Annotated in this window: 18 protein-coding genes; 5 read left to right on the plus strand and 13 right to left on the minus strand. The window is 39.1% G+C overall.

The window, feature by feature from the left end; translation table 11 throughout:
* Positions 1-116 precede the first annotated feature (116 nt).
* The gene (locus H5119_RS06550; protein ID WP_182701658.1) at positions 117-2,441 is read left to right on the plus strand and encodes a Tex family protein; all 2,325 of its coding nucleotides are present in this window, start codon (positions 117-119) and stop codon (positions 2,439-2,441) included.
* 80 nt (positions 2,442-2,521) lie between these two features.
* Here H5119_RS06550 and H5119_RS06555 read toward each other — a convergent pair whose 3' ends face one another.
* The 3 genes from H5119_RS06555 to bioH all read right to left on the minus strand — a co-directional run bounded on the left by H5119_RS06555 (position 2,522) and on the right by bioH (position 4,516).
* Complete coding sequence (locus H5119_RS06555) at positions 2,522-3,376, minus strand: putative metalloprotease CJM1_0395 family protein (protein WP_182701659.1); 855 nt, start codon at positions 3,374-3,376, stop codon at positions 2,522-2,524.
* Positions 3,377-3,379: 3 nt separating this feature from the next.
* Positions 3,380-3,688 (minus strand): hypothetical protein, encoded by a 309-nt coding sequence (locus H5119_RS06560; RefSeq protein WP_077536355.1) that lies wholly within the window; start codon positions 3,686-3,688, stop codon positions 3,380-3,382.
* A gap of 90 nt (positions 3,689-3,778) precedes the next feature.
* Complete coding sequence (gene bioH, locus H5119_RS06565; protein WP_182701660.1) at positions 3,779-4,516, minus strand: pimeloyl-ACP methyl ester esterase BioH; 738 nt, start codon at positions 4,514-4,516, stop codon at positions 3,779-3,781.
* Positions 4,517-4,590: 74 nt separating this feature from the next.
* Here bioH and H5119_RS06570 point away from each other — a divergent pair, with 74 nt between their 5' ends.
* A complete protein-coding gene (locus H5119_RS06570) occupies positions 4,591-5,268 on the plus strand; it encodes a ComF family protein (RefSeq protein ID WP_182701698.1) in 678 nt (225 codons plus the stop codon).
* Between the two features lie 13 nt (positions 5,269-5,281).
* On the opposite strand, the gene H5119_RS06575 is transcribed toward H5119_RS06570, so the two are convergent.
* Complete coding sequence (locus H5119_RS06575; RefSeq protein WP_404936394.1) at positions 5,282-7,810, minus strand: M14 metallopeptidase family protein; 2,529 nt, start codon at positions 7,808-7,810, stop codon at positions 5,282-5,284.
* Positions 7,811-7,980: 170 nt separating this feature from the next.
* Here H5119_RS06575 and nfuA point away from each other — a divergent pair, with 170 nt between their 5' ends.
* Both nfuA and H5119_RS06585 read left to right on the plus strand, forming a co-directional pair.
* Positions 7,981-8,556: a Fe-S biogenesis protein NfuA gene (nfuA, locus tag H5119_RS06580; RefSeq protein ID WP_077536357.1), complete on the plus strand. Its 576-nt coding sequence runs from the start codon at positions 7,981-7,983 to the stop codon at positions 8,554-8,556.
* A gap of 9 nt (positions 8,557-8,565) precedes the next feature.
* On the plus strand, positions 8,566-8,835 hold the full coding sequence (locus H5119_RS06585) for a hypothetical protein (protein ID WP_077536358.1): 270 nt from the start codon (positions 8,566-8,568) through the stop codon (positions 8,833-8,835).
* Positions 8,836-8,848: 13 nt separating this feature from the next.
* On the opposite strand, the gene dinF is transcribed toward H5119_RS06585, so the two are convergent.
* Positions 8,849-10,183 (minus strand): MATE family efflux transporter DinF, encoded by a 1,335-nt coding sequence (gene dinF / locus H5119_RS06590; protein ID WP_182701662.1) that lies wholly within the window; start codon positions 10,181-10,183, stop codon positions 8,849-8,851.
* On the opposite strand from dinF, the gene H5119_RS06595 reads away from it, so the two are divergent.
* Entirely contained in the window at positions 10,163-11,188 is a 1,026-nt protein-coding gene (locus H5119_RS06595) for a polysaccharide deacetylase family protein (protein ID WP_182701663.1), read from the plus strand. The genes dinF and H5119_RS06595 overlap by 21 nt on opposite strands.
* A gap of 221 nt (positions 11,189-11,409) precedes the next feature.
* On the opposite strand, the gene H5119_RS06600 is transcribed toward H5119_RS06595, so the two are convergent.
* From H5119_RS06600 to H5119_RS06635, 8 genes are read right to left on the minus strand one after another with little or no spacing between them, the layout of a single operon-like run.
* On the minus strand, positions 11,410-12,441 hold the full coding sequence (locus H5119_RS06600) for a chemotaxis response regulator protein-glutamate methylesterase (protein WP_182701664.1): 1,032 nt from the start codon (positions 12,439-12,441) through the stop codon (positions 11,410-11,412).
* Between the two features lie 8 nt (positions 12,442-12,449).
* Complete coding sequence (gene cheD, locus H5119_RS06605; protein WP_182701665.1) at positions 12,450-13,067, minus strand: chemoreceptor glutamine deamidase CheD; 618 nt, start codon at positions 13,065-13,067, stop codon at positions 12,450-12,452.
* Positions 13,057-13,881, minus strand: coding sequence for a protein-glutamate O-methyltransferase CheR (locus tag H5119_RS06610; protein ID WP_182701666.1), 825 nt, complete (start codon positions 13,879-13,881; stop codon positions 13,057-13,059). The genes cheD and H5119_RS06610 overlap by 11 nt, the downstream gene beginning before the upstream one ends.
* Positions 13,882-13,902: 21 nt before the next feature.
* Entirely contained in the window at positions 13,903-16,602 is a 2,700-nt protein-coding gene (locus H5119_RS06615) for a methyl-accepting chemotaxis protein (RefSeq protein WP_182701667.1), read from the minus strand.
* Between the two features lie 53 nt (positions 16,603-16,655).
* Positions 16,656-17,141 (minus strand): chemotaxis protein CheW, encoded by a 486-nt coding sequence (locus H5119_RS06620; RefSeq protein WP_138584717.1) that lies wholly within the window; start codon positions 17,139-17,141, stop codon positions 16,656-16,658.
* A complete protein-coding gene (locus H5119_RS06625) occupies positions 17,138-19,252 on the minus strand; it encodes a chemotaxis protein CheA (RefSeq protein ID WP_182701668.1) in 2,115 nt (704 codons plus the stop codon). The genes H5119_RS06620 and H5119_RS06625 overlap by 4 nt, the downstream gene beginning before the upstream one ends.
* Before the next feature lie 14 nt (positions 19,253-19,266).
* Entirely contained in the window at positions 19,267-19,629 is a 363-nt protein-coding gene (locus H5119_RS06630) for a response regulator (RefSeq protein WP_077536366.1), read from the minus strand.
* An 8-nt stretch (positions 19,630-19,637) separates the two neighbouring features.
* A complete protein-coding gene (locus tag H5119_RS06635; protein ID WP_077536367.1) occupies positions 19,638-19,910 on the minus strand; it encodes an STAS domain-containing protein in 273 nt (90 codons plus the stop codon).
* Positions 19,911-20,046: the final 136 nt, after the last annotated feature.

Genomic DNA, 20,046 nt, shown 5'->3' on the forward strand with positions numbered 1-20,046 from the left:
TGAAATAGCTTGCTTTAAGAGCTTTTTATTACAACCTCCTGTGATATTATTCAAGCAATTAGCCGTATCAGTTAACTACGTTAGCTGGTCTTATTTTTGTTTAAAAAGGTTTTTGCATGAGCGATATCTCTGCACGTTTAGCCGGTGAGCTAAATGCACAGCAACACCAAGTTGTTGCTGCAACAAAGTTACTTGATGAAGGCGCGACAGTTCCTTTTATTGCCCGTTACCGAAAAGAAGTAACCGGTGGTTTAGATGACACCCAATTACGCCTTTTAGAGCAGCGTTTATCCTACCTACGTGAACTTGAAGAACGCCGTAGCTTTATTTTATCAACTATCGAATCTCAAAATAAATTAACCGCTGAGCTAAAGGCTGATATTACTACTGCCCAAAGTAAAACTGAGCTTGAAGATTTATATCTCCCATATAAAGCAAAGCGACGCACTAAAGGCCAAATAGCAATTGAAGCTGGTTTAGAGCCACTTGCCGATGCGCTCTTTAAAAACCCCAATCTAGATCCTGAGCAACAAGCTGAGCAATTTATCAATGCAGAGAAAAGCTTTGCTGATATAAAAGCAGTTCTTGATGGTGCTAAATTTATTTTAATGGAACGCTTTGCGGAAGACGCTAAGCTACTCGCTAAATTTAGAAGCCATATTAGCCAAAATGGGGCGATTGAGAGCACGCTAATTAAAGGCCAAGAACAAGCTGGCGCAAAATATCGCGACTACTTTGAGCACCAAGAGCTTCTAAAAAAAGTTCCTTCACACCGTGCGCTTGCAATGCTCAGAGCTCGCAATGAAGGCATACTACAGCTAAGTGTTAACCCTGAGCCGAGTGCTGAAAACCCAGCTCAATTATGCGCTAACATGATTGCAGAGCATTACCGTTTAGATATTAAATATAAAGCGGCAAGTCCTTGGCTTTTAAGCGTTGTTCAATGGGCATGGAAAGTTAAGTTAGGGTTGCACCTAGAAAATGAATTTTTTGCAGCTATGCGTGAAAAAGCCGAAACTGGCGCAATTGATGTATTTGCTAAAAACTTAAAAGATTTACTCATGGCAGCCCCTGCAGGTCCACGCACTACGCTTGGACTTGATCCAGGCCTGCGTACTGGTTGTAAAATTGCGATTGTAGATAGCACAGGTAAACTACTCACCACACAAACTATTTTCCCGCATGCACCGCAAAACCACTGGGATAAATCGTTGCGTACGTTAGAGCAGCTTTGTCGCCAACATAAGGTTGAGTTAATTGCGATTGGTAACGGCACTGCATCACGCGAGTCCGATAAGCTAGTTGCAGAGCTGATGAAAGCAAACACAGAACTTAAACTTAATAAAATTATGGTGAGCGAAGCCGGTGCATCGGTATATTCGGCATCTGAATTTGCCGCTAATGAATTCCCTGATTTAGACGTTTCTTTACGAGGGGCTGTCTCTATTGCGCGCCGCCTTCAAGATCCTCTTGCTGAACTTGTCAAAATTGAGCCAAAATCAATTGGTGTTGGCCAATACCAACACGATGTATCGCAAAGCCAATTAGGGCAAAGCCTTATTTCTGTTGTAGAAGATTGTGTAAACTCAGTTGGCGTAGATTTAAATATGGCGTCTGTACCATTGCTTACACGTGTTTCTGGTTTAAACAAAACCTTAGCGCAGAATATTGTAAATTATCGTGATACTAACGGTTCATTTACTAAACGTAGTGAGCTTAAAAAAGTAGAGCGTTTAGGGCCAAAAGCATTTGAACAAGCCGCAGGTTTTTTACGTATTAATAATGGTAGCGATCCGCTAGATAACTCATCAGTACACCCTGAAGCTTACCCAATTGTTAAGCGTATTTGTGAGCATAATAGTGTTGATGTAAATAGCTTAATTGGCAATAGTGATTTTTTAACAAAACTTGCAGCCAACGACTACACTGACGAAAAATTTGGTCTACCAACGGTTACCGATATTATTACTGAACTTGATAAGCCCGGTCGAGATCCTCGCCCTGAATTCAAAACAGCTGAGTTTAAAGCTGGCGTTGAAAAAATTAGCGATCTAAAGCCTGGTATGATTTTGGAAGGTGTAGTTTCTAACGTTGCCAATTTTGGTGCATTTGTTGATGTAGGTGTTCATCAAGATGGTTTAGTGCATATTTCTGCAATTACTAATAAATTTATATCCGATCCGCGTGAAGTAGTTAAAGCTGGCGATATTGTAAAAGTTAAAGTAGTCGAAGTTGATGCTTCTCGTAAGCGTATAAGCTTTACTATGCGCTTAGATGACGATATTGATACTAGCAGTAATAAACCAACAGCTTCGCAAAAGCCACAAACACGCACTAATAATTCACAACCTCGAGCTGCCAAGACAAGACGTGATAACGGTAACGCCTTAATGGGAAATGCGTTTGCTGATGCATTTGCTAACGCTAAAGTGAAAAAATAATACTCGTACTACTGATGAATTATTACTAAAACGAAAAAAACCGCGTAAGCGGTTTTTTTGTGGTTACTTTTACGAAATTATTAACTTAACGCTGAAAAACTACTTTGACTCGCGGGAGAAGTGGCCATTTGATAAAAGCTTGCAATACGCCCTGCACGTGCTTCAACATCTACATTGCGAGTAGGCTCATCACTTTTGGTTATTTCAGCGTCGTTATTCTCATTACTAGAAAATGAAGCCTTTGCTATATTTTTTGTTTTTTCGTCATTTTCACTTTTGGGTTGTGCAAGTTCTGCTTGGGCTGCTGCTAACTTTTGCGTAGCGTCTGCGGCAATTGAACGATCAGCTCCTGAAGGCTCTGCAGGCGCAAGCGCTGCTGCGCGCACCGTCTGCATTTTATCAATAGTCGCCTGTGGATCGCCGGGTATTTCTGATACATCTATTTGCACTTCCCCGCCAACGGCGTAGTTAGAGCCATCGGGACCACGTTGATATTCATAACTTGGTGAGCCAGCATACTGGCCGCCAACAGACGCATGTGCTTGCTCGTGTATTCTTACCTCTGTATCTCGAGCCTTAAGTTCTTTAATTTGTAATTGTTCTTGCTCTAACTGCTGCTCTTCTTGCTCAGATTCTTTTTGCTCACTTGAATCGCTTTCTTGCTCGGAGCCATCAGGGTTCTCAGAGTTTCCATCACGTTGCTGAACTGATTTTTCGTCTATAACTTTTCCGGTTGCGTCATACGTTGCACCATCACTTCCGCCAGGTAGCTTTGCTTTTTCAGCGTCGCTTTGCGCTTTGGTTTCTGTATTACTCGCACTATTTGATGCAGGGGCAGGTATAACTTCTCGCAGTTGGTTGTCACGCCGTGCGGTTTCCGTATAAACATTTGCAGTGTTTATATTGATAGACGGAAATGGCGTGACAATATTCATAAACTAAACTTTAATGTCAATTAATGTACCCAGTACATCATCAGCCGTTTGAATTGATTGCGTATTCGCTTTAGCGTTAAACTCCTCAACTTTTAAGTTAACGAGTGCTTCATCAATACGAGCTGGCTGTGCTACTGGAGCTGTTATGGCTTCTTCAGGACGTGCTGCAGTAAGCTGACGCTGCTGCGCTAGTTGCGCATCGTCTTGCTGTTCAATAGTGGCTCGATTAATCTCAGCACTGGCTTTTTCAACACCTTGGCTAGCACGATTAAACCCTTCAACACCGTTATTAAATACAGATCCGATTGGCATATTAAAACCTCCACCAAATAAACATTGTCTAATTATCGCTCAGGTTATGCACAAAATAAAGCTTTAAACGGTGCTATTTTTAGTTCAATTTTAAAGCATTGATTTAGCAATAGATAAAAATTCTTTTTTATGAGAAATAAATGGGGCATGCGATGCTTTATCGAGTATTTCGTATTCAAACTCAGGATTTAGTGCTAACATTTCTGAAATCGCTCGATACGGCACTAGTGCATCTAAACGCCCAAATATTGCTTTAATAGAAACCGGACAACGAGTGAATAAGTCACGTAAGTCTTCGTTTTGCAAAATATCTAAACCAGCAATAAGCGCTTCAGCATTAGGAGCGCCGTACCTATTTAGCAATTGCTTAAGTTGCTTTATATCTTCCCGTGCTGACTCACTTCCCATAGCTTGAATAGCTAAAAAGCGCTCTATGGTTTTTTCTCGGTGATTAACTAGCTGCTCTTTAAATTGATCCAGCACATTAGCTTTAATACCAGGCCAATGTGCTTGTTCTACAAAAAATGGTGTTGATGCCACTAATATTATTTTCGATACTTTGTCAGGCCAATGCTTAGCAATGTATAAAGCAAATAAGCCACCTAATGACCAACCCATTAAAATTGATTGTGGCTTTAGTTCTTCACTTAAAAGTGCTGCAGCATCGTGCAATGTATAAGGGCTTGGGCAAGTAGCGCTGTTGCCAAATCCGGGTAAATCAAGGCTGCGTACACCCCCTGAATATAAAAACTCAAGTTCTGGCTGGATCAACTGCCACACCCCCTGGTTCATTCCCCAACCATGTAATAATACTAACTCGTTTTGCATATTCGCATAACCTTAACCAAACTTAAGCTCATAATAACGATTAGGAAGGTGATTGCAATGTGTGGTTTAAAGCAATGACGAATACTATTTTTGACTGGCTGTTTCCCTCCTCTTGTGTGCAGTGTGAAAACATTATTAATGCACATTTAGGGTTGTGCGATTACTGCTTAGCAGACTTACCATTGTTTGATCTAAGTATTCACGCTAATTTACTCAATCGCCCTGATATTGCACAGATGTTTCCTAATTGCGAATTCGATAAATTATTCGCATGTGCATTTTATCAATCTCCGTTTGAGCTATGGCTTAAACAACTTAAATTTAATAATCAAATTTATTATAAAAAGGCACTGCGACAAGTTATTAAAAGGCAACTGATACATTTTTTTGATCATCACCCTTTATTACCCGATATGTTTATAATTTTACCGCTACACACAAGCCGCTTTTTAAATCGTGGATTTAATCAAGTAAGCCAAGTATGGCATCCATGCTTAGCTAATTACGCGCCATTGAGTAACGTACTTATTCGCAGTAAAAAAACCCAAGCGCAATCAGAGCTATCAAAAGCAAAACGCATTAAAAACTTAAAAGATGCGTTTATTTGTACAGCGGATATCAGTGGTAAAACAGTCGCTATTATTGATGATGTGATGACAACAGGTGCAACATTAAACGCAGCAACTAATACACTAAAACAAGCAGGCGCTAAACAAGTGTGGGCTTTTACAACTTGCTTAACGCCTATTTAATTATTAAAAAGTATTATTCGCCATTTGCACGAAACGTATGACCAAAAAATAAAGCGTTGCTTAGTAGTCGACTAGTTCCATACCAGTAACCTCTAAATACAGGGTCGTCGGTCATACCTATCACTGTGCCTCGCCCGTATGAATGAGCAATTAAACCAGCTCCGCCAGCAACTTGCTCAACATTAACAGCATCGGCAAAACCCGCTAACAATGGGGTTTTAGTATAGGTAAGTACATTTACGAACGGCGCATCGGAAGCTTCTAGCAACCAGGTACTGTTTTTGAATACGGGCAATGTATTGCGCTTAAGTGAAAATGTAAGCGGATGAGTTAAATCTATATTAGTATTAAAAATAGCACCTGCAATGCGCTGACGCCCAGCTAAATGATCTTTAGCGCCATAACTTAAACCTGTCGTCTTAAATGCGCTGGCTACATCTTGTTGTGACAAATAGCTCGCTTTAAGCAACTGCTGATCGGCTAAAAATTTAGCGCCACCTTTATGACCCCAAATAACGCCACCTTTTCTTACCCAGCTTTTAATTGCCACTTTGTCAGCGTCAGATAAACTGCTGTAATTGCCATGAGCAAGTACAATATGACTATAGTTACTTAATTCAAGAGAGCCTAAGCGGTTCATTTCAACAATTGTAGGCGCGACGCCAACAAAGCGATCTAGGTAATACCACACTTCTCCTACTTCGTACTGGCTCGCGCCTTGCCCGCCAATAAGCAGTACTTTTGGAGCACTAACAACAGCCATTGAGCGTGAACCTAAATCGGCCCCCTTACTTGTTAAACCTGAAGTAATTGGCTTAATTGCAATACCAAACTCATTTTGCGCTTTATTAAGCTGAGCAACCCAGTCGATATTTGTTTGTAACCCTGCAGGTATAATAATACTGCCAGGTTCAAAGCTTACCTCTCCCGATGTTGATTTAGCAGTTAACGAACTAAGAGCTACACGAGCTTTAATACCTTGCTGAAGTAAACTATTTAGCATTTTAGGGGCTAAATAATCATCCCACGAAAAACCAAATGCGTAACCTTCGGTGAGTGAAGAAAATGATGGGGTTGCTACTTTTTCCCATGCTTTATCAGCAACCTTTAATCCCCAACTACTTTTAACTTTAGAGAATGGCAAATTAAACGCATGCGCTAATGTCCAGCCAGATACATCGTAAAAAGTATTATCGGCAAAGTTTTTTTGCTCACTAAAAATCGCTTTTACTAAACGATATTGTGGTTGTGCTAATGGTACAAAATAGCTATGTGTACTGAAATTCTTACCATCTGCTTGTAATGATTTAGTAAGCGGGTAAGCATTAATTTGATGTTGCTTTAAGAGCTCTAAAAAGTGCTTAATGCGGGTGTTGTCGCTTGCACCTTCAACAACATAGCCTTCATAGTTTTCATCATTAGCTAAATCGTTAGCCTGATTATAAAACTTAGCCTGGTAATTAAGTAATGCTTGGCGGTTATCAACTGCTGCCTTAAAGGTTGATAAGCTGGTTAATAGCTGATTTTTAATAGTAAATGCAAAGCTTAAAGGGCCATTTATAGTTTCTTGAATATGCCCACGAGAACTCGCTTGTTCAAATAAAATGCCTACTCCACCATTTACATCAGGATAGGTTGAGCCTTTCCCGTAATAAAAATCATCAAAACTTTCTTCTGTAAAATAAAGCGCGTTGTTTTCATCTAATGTTTTTGCATGATAGTTAGCAATTGCTTTCGTTAAAGTCACATTTTCATCCGGTGTTATTGGGTGTTTACGACTTGGAATACCTGGCTGAAAAAAATAACTACTATTTGGGCCCATCTCATGAAAATCAGTTAAAATATTTGGCTTCCACTGATGGAACTTGGCAATACGCGCTCGCGACTCCGGATGTTGCAGCAATAACCAGTCACGATTTAAATCAAACCAATAATGATTGGTCCGGCTACTTGGCCAATTTTCAACATGCTCACGGGTTTTAGAGTCACTTGATAAGTTCATCCCGCGATTACTGTTTGCCCAATTAGCAAAGCGCGCTAAGCCATCCGGGTTAAGCGAAGGGTCGAGTAAAATAACGGTATTATTTAATAGCTGATCTATTTCAGCACCTTGAGCTGCCGCTAAATAATAAGCCACCAGCAATGAAGCGTTACTCCCTGATGATTCATTGCCGTGTACGCTATAACCCATCCACACTACAGCAGGTTGATCTTTGGTTTTACTACTTTTATTACTCAAGCGTGCCAGATGCGCTTGACGAGTTTGTTCAATGTTTGGTAACTGATTAGCTGCGGTAATCGTTAACATAACCAATGGACGCTGCTCATGCGTACGGCCAATGATTTCAAAATTTATACGATCACTTTTGTCAGCAAGTACTTCCATATAGCGCACTAACTGATCGTGCCTCACATGCCACTCCCCCACTTGATAACCAAGTACTTCTTCGGGCGTTGGGATTGTAGGATCAAATTGTGTATCTTGCTCAAAATAATAAGAAAGTGGCTTAGCTACACTTGAAAAACTAACTAGTACCATCATTACTGCTAACATGAACCGCATATAAATCACTCTAAAAATGTTTGTTAATCGCACGCTACCACTGCTTAAAATAGATGCCAACTTTTTACGCTCAACACTAGCCGCAACACGATGAGCGGAGTATGATATGCAGTATCCGAGTAATTTAGTCAGGTATAAAGCCGTTTTTTATGATTTCTATTTCCGAAACAGCGCAAGCGCATTTTGCTAAACTATTAGCAGATCAATCACAACAAACCAATATTCGTGTTTTTGTTGTAAACCCTGGTTCATCACAAGCGGAATGTGGTGTGTCTTATTGTCCAGAAGACGCTGTTGAAGCCAGCGATATTCGTCTAAATTTTAATGGTTTTGATGCCGTTGTAGATGCAGAAAGTGCTCCATTTTTAGAAGAAGCTGAAATTGATTTTGTTACTGACAAAATGGGCACCCAGCTGACTCTAAAAGCACCTAATGCTAAAGCTCGTAAAATTGGTGATGACGCATCATTAAATGAACGCGTACAACATATGCTAGAAACTGAAGTAAACCCGCAACTGGCTAACCACGGTGGCCAAGTAAGCCTAGTAGAGATTACAGCAGCTGGTATTGCTGTCCTTCAGTTTGGTGGTGGTTGTAACGGTTGTTCTATGATCGACGTAACACTAAAAGAGGGCATTGAAAAAGAAATGATAGCTAAGTTTGAAGAGATAACAGGTGTTGCCGATATCACTGATCACGAAGCAGGCGATCATTCTTACTATTAAGCCCTATAAATGCTAAAGCCACTCATCTACCGCTTAGGAAGCAATCCTAAGCTTAGTTTAGCGCGCTTTTTTCGCGGTCTAGCACTGTTTGTGCTAGCCGTAATATTAATATGTATTGGGTACTATACCCATTATAGTTTACAAATAATTGGCGTGGTAATTTTAGTCCCCGCATTATTTTTTGCCGGTTGGGGCTACTGCGGTATTTTTGCTAATCGATTTTCTCAGGTCATTAAAAATATAGGCCCTAAGAGTAACGATCCCGATTTATGGAAATAGCCCACCATCGCACTTAATCTAGCAACTGGTTATTTGCTTTGAGTCTTTGATATTTAATAACTAAAGTTATGCCTCGCATTAACATAAAAATGCTCATAGCTAGCCATAACCCGTTATTTTGTAACTCACTAAATACCCAAAACACTCCAAAAAACCCTACCGTAGCTGAAAGTAGCATACTATTTCGCATATCTTTTGCACGTGTTAAGCCGACAAAAATACCATCAAACAAAAAACAGCTCATAGCAAGTAAGGGCAATGCAATTATCCATGGTAGATAACGTGTAGCCTCATTAATAACCTCTGGTACATTGGTTAAAAGCGTAATAATTTGAGCGCCAAAAACTGCAAAAAATAAGCTATATAATAAACCAAATAACATCCCCCAAAATACACTAATCTTAACCCAAAGCTCTATGTTATATACGCTTTTTTGACCTTTTGCTTGCCCTACTTTTGCCTCACTGGCATATGCAATACCATCTAGAGCGAAACTGACTAACATTAAAAAATTAAGCAGCACGGCATTAGCCGCAAGCGTCGTTTCGCCAATTCGGGCGCCGTAAAAAGTCATAAAGCTAAAACACAATTGCAGTACCAAAGAGCGAATAAAAATATCACGGTTTAAACTAAGTAAACCCGCCATTTTTTTAAAGCTAAACCAATTCGGTACACTTAATTCTATTGCTTGTTTTTTAGCTAACTTAACCACCAAAAAAAGTGCAAAGACAAGTGCTGTGTAATCAGCAATAAGTGATGCCCATGCAGCACCAGCAACCGCCCAATCTAGGTAAACTACAAAGTAAATATCGAGCACTATATTTACAATATTTGTTACTAATAATAAATAAAAGGGTCCTCGGCCGTAATGCACTCCTAGCATCCAGCCTAACAGCACTAAATTACATAAAGCCGCAGGCGCACTAAAAATACGGATACTGAAATACTGGTACGCTTGAATGAGTACATCGCTATTAGCTGCAGACAAAAATGCAATAGCGTGTTTTATTAATGGGGATAGAGCAATAAGTAATACAGCAACAATGATTGCAAGTAATAAGCTTCGCTTAAGTAAGGCGGCTAATTGAGTTAAATCATTTTGCCCGTAGGCCTGAGCAACCATGCCGGTTGTACTCATTCTTAAAAATCCTGCTAACCAAAATAAAATAGAAATAACAGCGGAGCCTAGTGCAATACCGGCTAAATAGTGAGCGCTACCTAAATGACCAATAACGGCAGTATCAACAATTCCTAACAGTGGTACTGTGATGTTTGATAGTATCATCGGACCGGCTAACAACAACAAGCTTTTATGGTGTGCTTTATTATGTATAAGAAATTGTTTCATTTAGTATTATTTACTCTCATTAGTTTATCTCTACGCGCTCAAGCAGCCGTTATTTTACAATACCATCATGTTAGTGAAACCCTTCCAGCCGTCACTAGCGTTAGCGCTGATACTTTTACAAAGCATTTAAATTATTTAAAAGACAATAACTTTAATGTTATTCCTCTAAACAAATTACTCAGTGCTTTACAACAAGGGCAAACCTTACCTGAGAAAACCATCGCGATCACTTTTGATGATGGCTACAACAATAATTATGATGAAGCAGCACCTATTTTAGAACAATTTGGCTACCCGTATACTATTTTTGTAAACCCCAAATTAATAGATGAAGGTCAAAGCTATGTGATGGGCTGGGATAAACTTAAAGAATTAAGTAAAAAAGGGGCGCTTATAAGTAACCACAGTGCTCAACACAATTATTTGCATATTAAGCTTGAAAATGAAACCACCGCGCAATGGAAAGTACGTATTAAGCAAGATATTTTACACTCACAACAGCGTATAAAAGAAGAAATTGGCCAAGACTACAAGTACTTAGCTTACCCATATGGGGAATTTAGTAATCAACTACAAACCCTTATAACTGAGCTTGGCTTTATTGGAATTGGACAGCATTCTGGAGCGGTAAGTAAAGACTCAAATTTCAGTCGTTTACCACGTTTTCCTGCCTCTGGTTTTTATAGCAATTTAGAGACGTTAACAACTAAAATTAATTCTCGAGCGTTCAGCATTACTAATTTAACTTACCAAGATAGTGTGACGCAAAACAATCCACCCAAGTTAACTATTGAGTTTAAAATGGGTGGTTTTCACAAAACACAATTTGCCTGCTATGTATCAAGTATTGGCCAAGCAAACTTAAACTGGATAAATAAAAATACGGTTGAAGTGACGTCACCCCAAGCACTTAAAAAGGGCCGCTCTCGCTTTAATTGCACTGCGCCTTCCATTGAAAACCCTAGCAGCTATTACTGGTTTTCTCAGCCTTGGGTTATTCAATAACAAAGCAGCTATTTTCAGCGCTAACTACGTTGAGCTTACTTGCAATAGTGTTCTAAATAAAAAATTTTAACGACATTATGAGGTGATTTAATTAAGTTGCTCAAACACTTATGCCGATTGGTATTATTACAAAATTACACGCCCTAAGCTCTCGTAAAACATCGTACTTTGCATTTTGATGGCATTTGGCGCGAATTATAACTTAGGCTTTTTAGCCTAAGTTAATTTTTAATAATCTGCTTTAAAAGACTCTGAGCCACTTTATCAAGAGCAACTACTTCATTAACTGCATCTAATTCTACAGCTGCTTTTGGCATCCCCCACACAACAGATGAATACTCATCCTGAGCTATGGTGTAAGCGCCATTTTGTTTTAATGCAAGCAGTCCTTTTGCGCCATCACTACCCATACCGGTAAGAATTGCGGCAACTATATTTTTAGCTCCTATTTCGATTAATGAATTAAATAATACATCTACAGCAGGCTTGTGCCTGTTAACAGGGTCGTTATCATCAAGCTGGCAATACAAGCCTATGCCTTGCTTTTTAATGCTTAAATGAAAGCCTCCAGGTGCTATATACGCCCAACCAGCATTCAGCTTATCGCCATGCTCAGCCTCTTTTACATTTATTATGCATGTACGATTCATTCGCTCAGCAAACGAAGTACTAAACACCGGCGGAATATGCTGTGTAATAACAATCGGAGGGCAATTTTTGGGCATTTTAGTCAGCACTTCTTTTATCGCTTCTGTACCGCCGGTTGAAGCACCTATCGCTATTATTTTATTTAGTGAAAATTGAGCATTAACATGAATAGGCTCATTTATAATGACTCCTTTTTTAGCGCTTCTTACTCTTGCGCCGGCTGCTACTCGCACCTTTTGCTGAACCAATGATGCGTATTGGCTCATGTGCTCTTTTATATTGTTGGTAGGTTTAGCTATAAAATCAATAGCCCCTAATTCTAATGCCTCTAATGTGATAGGCGAGCCTTTTTGGGTTAACGTAGAAATCATCACTACAGGCATAGGCCTTAATCGCATTAAGTTTTTTAAAAAACTAATACCATCCATTTTTGGCATTTCTACGTCAAGTGTTAGCACATCGGGGTTGAGTTTTTTTATCATCTCGCGTGCTTCGTAAGGGTCCTCAGCACTACCGACTACCGTGATATCTTTAGCCTGCTGTAATATCTCTGTGAGTAAACGCCTAATTAGAGGAGAGTCATCTATTATCAATACTTTAATCATGCATACTCCTAAAACAGCTCTATATTTGTTGTTACTTCTTGCTTTTTAAGGTTTTGCAAATAACGTACTTCGCGTTTTTCAATCGTGTTGTTATGTAAATTTCTTAATTTTTTCATATAGACTTTACCGGTGTGCGGATGAAAAAATATTTTTCGAGGCCATGGCCCCCCCATATCATGAGCAACTAAATTTAACGCTTCCTCTTCAATATAAGCCATTGCAAAACTAATATTTCCCAGTCCAATATCAGTCATCGCACTGATAATTTTACCGCCCCCAAACAATTTTATTTTTAAGTTATGGCGAGACGCTCCATTTTTTAACACCTCATTTATAAGGTACTCCATAGCCCAGTTACCGTATCGGCAACTCAAACTATGCGCATTTTTCAGATCTGTGTCTTTCTGAATAGGAAGCATAAAATGGTTCATCCCTCCAATTCCCAAGCTCTCATCATAAACACAGGCAGCAATGCATGACCCCAGCACGGTAGAAATAAGCTCGTTATTTTTAGAAACATAAAATTCACCTGGAAGCACCTTAGCAACAACACTGTCTCTGCCTGAATCCCAATATCGCTTTATGTGCTCAAAGCTAGGTAATACGGGCCTAAGTTCAGCGTGCATCAGCGCTCTTTTGGTACATAGTTTTTCCTAAATTTTTAAATTGCGAATGCTCTTTACCCATACTCTCTGAGTGACCCAAAAACAAATAACCTTGCGAATTTAGTATGTTAGCGTAGCGCTGAAAAAGCTGATCTTTTGTTTCTTTATCAAAATAAATAACAACATTTCGACATAAAATAAGATCGAACGACCCTTTCATAGGCCAGTCTTGCAACAAATTTAAGCGCTTAAATGAGATAGATTCTTGTAGTTTATCTTTAACTTTATAGCTTTCACCGTCTTTACTCGTTAAAAACCAACGCTTAAGTTGCGCTGGTTCTAATCCATTCACATTAGCAGCTGTATAAATACCCTTTTGTGCTTTCTCCAGTACGTTAGAATCCAAATCTGTGGCTAATATTTTTACGTCCCAAGTACTTGGAAATGCGTTATATATTGTCATCGCTAAGCTGTAAGGCTCTTCACCTGTTGAACAACCAGCAGACCAAATCCTCACTCGCTTACTCTGTTTATTTGCTTTTAGAAGATCAGGTATAAGCTGGGTTCTAATAAATTCAAAGTGATGTATCTCACGAAAAAAAGACGTTAAGTTAGTTGTTATTGCATTAATAAATGCATCAAACTCCTGATCTTTATTACCCTTTAAGTATTCTAAATAAGCTTCAAAATTATTTAGCTTTCGCTCTCTAATACGCCTTGCTAAACGTGAGTAAACCATTTCACGTTTATGATCACCTAAAACAATACCGCATGCGTCATAAACTAAACTAGCAATCTCTTTAAAGTCGCGATCCGTACATAAAAACTCTTTCATTATTCGCTCTCAGTAAAGCTGTTAAAACTCTTCCCACTCATCAGCTGAATCAACAAAGTTATCGCCTCTGGGTGTACTTCGAATAAAGCTGCTTTGTGGTTTATGGGATAGTTCAGGTGTTCGCACCGTCGGCGAAATGATTGCCATATCTTGCTGACCTAATGAGAAAAAATTAAGTAAGCGGCGCATCTCATTAGCTTGTTCAGCCATCGACTCACCAGCTGCAGAAGCTTGCTCTACTAGAGCTGCATTTTGTTGCGTCATTTCATCCATTTGAGAAATAGCTTTATTAACCTGTTCGATACCGGCACTTTGCTCTTCGGATGCTTCTGTAATATCAGAAATCATTTGCGTGACTCGTTGTACCGATACAACAATTTCTTTTAGCGTCGCGCCTGACTCATTCACTAATTGAGAACCATCGGCCACTTTACCTACACTATCTCTTATTAACTCTTTAATTTCTTTCGCTGCACCTGCAGAGCGTTGCGCTAAGTTTCGTACCTCACCAGCAACCACTGCAAAACCACGCCCTTGCTCACCCGCTCTTGCCGCTTCAACTGCAGCATTAAGCGCTAATAAGTTAGTTTGAAATGCTATTTCATCAATTACACCAATAATATCTGCAATCTTTTTGCTCGACTCATTAATAGCCGACATACTTATTACTGCTTTATTAACAACTTCACCGCCTTGAATCGCCTTTTCACATGTTTCTTCAGCTAGATCGTTTGCAACTTTGGCGTTATCTGCATTTTGACGAACTGTACTGGTCATTTCCTCCATGCTTGATGCTGTTTCCTCTAGCGAGGAAGCTTGCTCTTCTGTTCGTTGACTTAAATCTGTATTCCCTTGTGATATTTCCTCTGCGCCACTGGCTACCAACGTTGCTGATGAATTTATACGATTAATTACTTCAGTTAACTTATCTGCCGTCGCATTAGCATCACGTTTTAATTTTTCAAATGAGCCTTTATAATCTTTTTCAATCCGTTTTGATAAGTCACCACTCGCCATTGCACTGAGCATATTGCCAGTGTCTGCAACTGTATCGTCGACTATTTTTACTAAGCTATTTAACCCTTGTGCCAAGCGTAGGAAAAACCCTTGTTTCCCCTCTTCCATAACTCTTGCATCTAATTCCCCACTCCCAGCAGCAGCAATAAGCTGGGCAATTTCTTTTTCAATTGCAACCTGTGCGGTTCTGTCTTCCCACTCAACCACGGTACCTATTTTCTCTTGCTCTGATGTCAATATAGGGTTAGCCACTAAACCAAATGTGCGTCCGCCCACTTTAATTTCGGTGCTGTAAGTATTTGTTAATTTGGCAAGTAGATTTTGCTGATGCGCTGGGTTTTTGTGAAATATGTCAATGTTCTGATTTATTAACTTTGTACTGTCGAAATTAGGTAAATCTTTTTGTAAATCTTTTTCAGCAATACTCATCATGTTTCTAACAGCAGCATTCATATAAACAATAACGTTTGATACATCTGCAATCATTGTATTCGTCGCTACTGTATCTAATGCTTGACGTACACGTAGATTTTCTTGTGCTGCTCGACGTTCTTTTTCCGCCTTTGCAACGTCGTTTGTAATATCTTCCCACTCAACTATAGTGCCTAGCCTTTTTCCCTCATGGCTTATCCAAGGCGATGCAATCAAGGTAAAAATAAGCCCCGCTAAGCGTAATTCAGCTTTATGTGGTTTCTCTAAGTTTTTTAATAACTCACGTTGGTGCGATGCTTTTTTATGAAAATCATCAACACAAGTTCCGACCAAATTATCAACAGAGAAACTCGGTAATACTGTTTGCAGTTCCTTTTCTCGGACCTTAAGCATTTCTTGAACTCGATCGTTCACAAATACAATATTAAGATTTTTATCAGCAATCATTACGCTTGCTTGGCATACTTTGAGAGCACTTGCTAAATCTGCGGCCTTTCGAGATGACTTTTCTAATTCTTTTTGTGCACTAATGTCAGATGCGTATTTAATAACTTTATATGGTTTACCATTCATATCAAAAATTGGGTTGTAAGAAGCTTGTATCCATACCTCTTTACCATGTTTACCAATTCTTAAGTATTCACCAGAATCAAATTCTCCACGGCCTAGTTTTGCCCAAAATTCTTGATATTCATCACTATCTGCATATTCAGGTTCAACAAATAATCTATGGTGTTGTCCTTCAATCTCACTGAGCTTATAGCCAAGCGCATTTAAAAAATTTTCATTAGCGTTAATAATAGTGCCATCTAAGTTGAACTCAATGACCGCTTGAGATTTGCTGATCGCATTAATCTGTCCAGAAGCATTTGCCGATATAAGCTTTTGCTCGGTGATATCTGTAGCAAATTTAATGACTTTAAGTACTTGACCTTTCGAATCAAGAATTGGATTGTAAGTAGCCTGAATCCACACTTCTTTACCGTTTTTAGCAAAACGCTTAAACTCATCTGAAATAAACTCACCATTGCGTAAGCGTTGCCAAAAGCTTTTATAACTATCACTTTGCGAATCATCATCATTCAAAAATAAAGAGTGGTGCCGCCCTTGAACCTCTTCTAACCGATACCCCATTACGTTAAGAAAGTTAGCATTAGCAGTAATTATTGCACCACTAGGTTCAAACTCAATCACAGCTAATGACTTATTTAATGCATCTACAATTAAATCATTACTTGATTTTGACTGCTTTGGATTACTAAACCATCCCATGCCCATCACCACCTTTAAGTTTATTTTGAGTACTTTATTTAGCTATTCTTTGGCTAAATGTTCATTGTTTTTTGCAGGTCAATTAATGCCACCATCTTTTCACCAACATTGACTAAACCAGCTACATACTCACAATTATTTGAGTCAGATATATTTGGTACTGCTTTAGCATCTTGCTCTGCAATGCTGTAAACATCTGAAACAGCATCCACTGTTATCCCTATAATTTTGCTACCTTGTTCAAATTTTATTTTGACAACAATAACAACAGTTAGAGGGCCATAATCAGTACTTGGTAATCCAAAGCGTAATCGTAAATCAATTATTGGAACTATCGTTCCACGTAAATTAATAACGCCTTTTACGAACTCAGGTGCATTAGGTAGCACTGTAATTTCTTCCCAGCTCCGAATTTCTTGCACTGTTAAAATATCCACACCGTACTCTTCATCGGCCATCATAAAAGTTAAAAACTGCTTTATACCTTGTTGCTGCTGAAGATTTAATTGGTTACTTAGCTGGTTTTGATCGGAAATCATAACGCCTCCAGGGCGACGCTTGGTTCAAGGCTTAGCTCTTGGCTACCTGGTTTTTTCAAACCTGAAAGTTTTATCAAACCACTAATATCAACAATGAGTGATACGCGCCCATCGCCTAAAATTGTTGCCCCTGATACACCATCAACCTTGTGGTAATTAGCCTCTAAACTTTTAATAACCACCTGCTGTTGAGACAGTAAATCATCAACAAGTAACCCTACCTTTTGGTTGTCGGTTTCAACAACCACAAGTAGAGTTTTATCTAATGATTCAATCGCATTGTTATGATTAAAAATATCGTAGAGTCTTAAAATCGGAATATATTCATCTCGAAGTCTAAGTACATCGAGGTTTTTACCTACTCGGCTCACCTTTGCTATATCTATTTGTAGTGACTCCACAATCGAAATAAGTGGAATAATATAAGTATGCTGACTCACTTTAACGAGTTGACCATCTAAAATAGCTAATGTAAGGGGTAACCTAATCGTAAATGTAGAGCCAACCCCTGGAGCAGATGTTACTTCTACTGAGCCGTTTAATGATTGAATATTTCGCTTTACAACATCCATGCCCACACCACGGCCCGATAAATCACTTACTTTGTCCATAGTCGAAAAGCCTGGCATAAAAATAAGCTCATTAATTTCATCATCACTAAGACTGTTATCTGCTGAAATTAACCCGTTACTTATTGCTTTTGATCTAATTTTTTGTGTGTTGAGTCCTTGCCCATCATCCATTATCTCAATCACAATATTACCGCCTTGATGAAATGCATTTAAAGTAACCGTGCCTACAGGATCTTTTCCAGCAAGCACTCTTTGCTCAACCGTCTCTAAACCATGATCGAGCGAGTTTCTAACCAAGTGCACCATAGGATCTGATATTTTTTCCATCACGGTTTTATCAAGCTCAGTTTGCTCTCCAATCAACTTCAGCTCTACCTGTTTATTTAGCTTTTGCGCTATATCACGGACCAAACGCGGAAAACGACTAAATACAAAGTTAATGGGGAGCATGCGTATGCGCATTACATTTTCTTGTAAATCACGTGTGTTATGCGCTAATTGCGCTAAACCTTCTTGCAAAGACGTGATAGTCGCGGGCGTAATTTCTTGCTCGCTCAGTTGATTGAGCATGGCTTGTGTAATCACGAGTTCGCCAACCATGTTTATCAATGAATCAACCTTATCAATACCGACACGAATAGAAGTAGATTCAGGGGTTGTTGCTGTTTTTTTATTTGTACTTGCTGCTGGAGATATTGGATTGCTAGGCGATTTAACGCTTGTTGGTGGTGCTACGACTACTGGTTTTGATGTTTCAGTTTCAATAGCTTGGGGTATATTATCGCTCGAATTTTTACTTGTTGATGTTTGATCATCGTCAGTAAATACGCCACCACATAGTTCAATAGTGATGTCGGAGTCATCTTCAACCCATTCAAAAACTTCTTTTATCGCGCTTTCATCACGGCTTGTATTTAAGAAAAAGCGCCAGTGTAAAAAACATTCATCGCTGCTTAAATCTGTAATATCAGGAACTTCGTCATAAAATACGGTCGTTTCTAAGTCGCCAAGCTCTTGAAGCTCACCAATCATATATAGAGGTTCATTGCCTGTTTTAAATAAATGATGATGAGGCTTAAAATCAATTTGGTAGGTATTACTGTCTGGTTTTTGATTTTCGCTTTGAGATATGCTTTCTTGGCTATCGTTTTTCATTCCTAGTACGCTTTCAAATTGTATGCGTAAGGAATCTGCCTCAGTTAGATCAGGATCTTGCTCTGCTTGAAGTGCAGCAAGCAATCCACGTAAACAATCAACTGCTTTGAGTAACAAATTAACATGTTCAGTGCCAAGCTCTCGCTCTCCTTGGCGAATTTGATCTAATAGTGTTTCAAGTACATGAGTGAAATCAGCAACAGAGCTAAAGCCAAAGGTCCCGCTTCCTCCTTTAATCGAGTGAGCAGCTCTAAATATAGTGTTTATAGTTTCTAAGTCTTCCTCTCCAGGCACCAAGTTTAAGAGCTCAGCCTCCATGGTATCTAGGCCTTCAAAACTCTCTTCAAAGAAAACTTCAAAAAATTGACTTAAATCTATACTCACGCTGTACTCCTTCGCTAACGAATAACCTTTTTAATTACCGCGAGCAGCTGCTCAGGATTAAATGGCTTAACAACCCATCCAGTCGCGCCAGCGGCTTTACCTTCTACTTTTTTTTCTAATCCAGACTCTGTAGTTAGCATTAGTAGCGGCGTAAATTTATAATTGGGCAATGTACGCAGCTCTCGGATTAATGTAATCCCATCCATTATTGGCATGTTCACATCAGAAATGACGGCATCAAAATCTTGCTGCTTAGCTATAGCAAGTGCTTCACTACCATCTTTTGCTTCAGTTACATCAAACCCTGCTGTTTTTAAAGTAAAACTCACCATCTGACGCATTGATGCAGAATCATCCACCGCTAAAATTTTTTTCATATACACCCCTAACCTTTACTGTCAATTATTAAGTACTGGCTTAATCCCAGCTGATTAATTGTATGTGTTAAAGCCTTACTACTGCCTACCCATATTATTTTATGCTGTATGGTGAGTAGATGTTTTTGTAAAGCGCATAAAAGTTGAATTGAAGCCGTATCAGCAGAAATCACATCGCTAATATCAAGGCAAATGTCGTCGTTGCTATGAAGCTCTTGTAGTAAATCTTGATGCAGTATTTCAACTTGTGTGATGGCAAGTTCGCTAGGAAGCTTTAACATTTAATGAGCACATTCCCTGTTAATTCAGATCATAATAAAAGCTTAGACCTAGTTAATGAAATTGCCATAAAATGCATGATTAATTTTGAATTGAAGTGAAAAAACGTAAAAAGGAGCATAAAGCCCCTTTAAAATT

It is taken from the genome of Pseudoalteromonas sp. SG45-5, assembly GCF_014164085.1.
Lineage (GTDB): Bacteria > Pseudomonadota > Gammaproteobacteria > Enterobacterales > Alteromonadaceae > Pseudoalteromonas > Pseudoalteromonas aliena.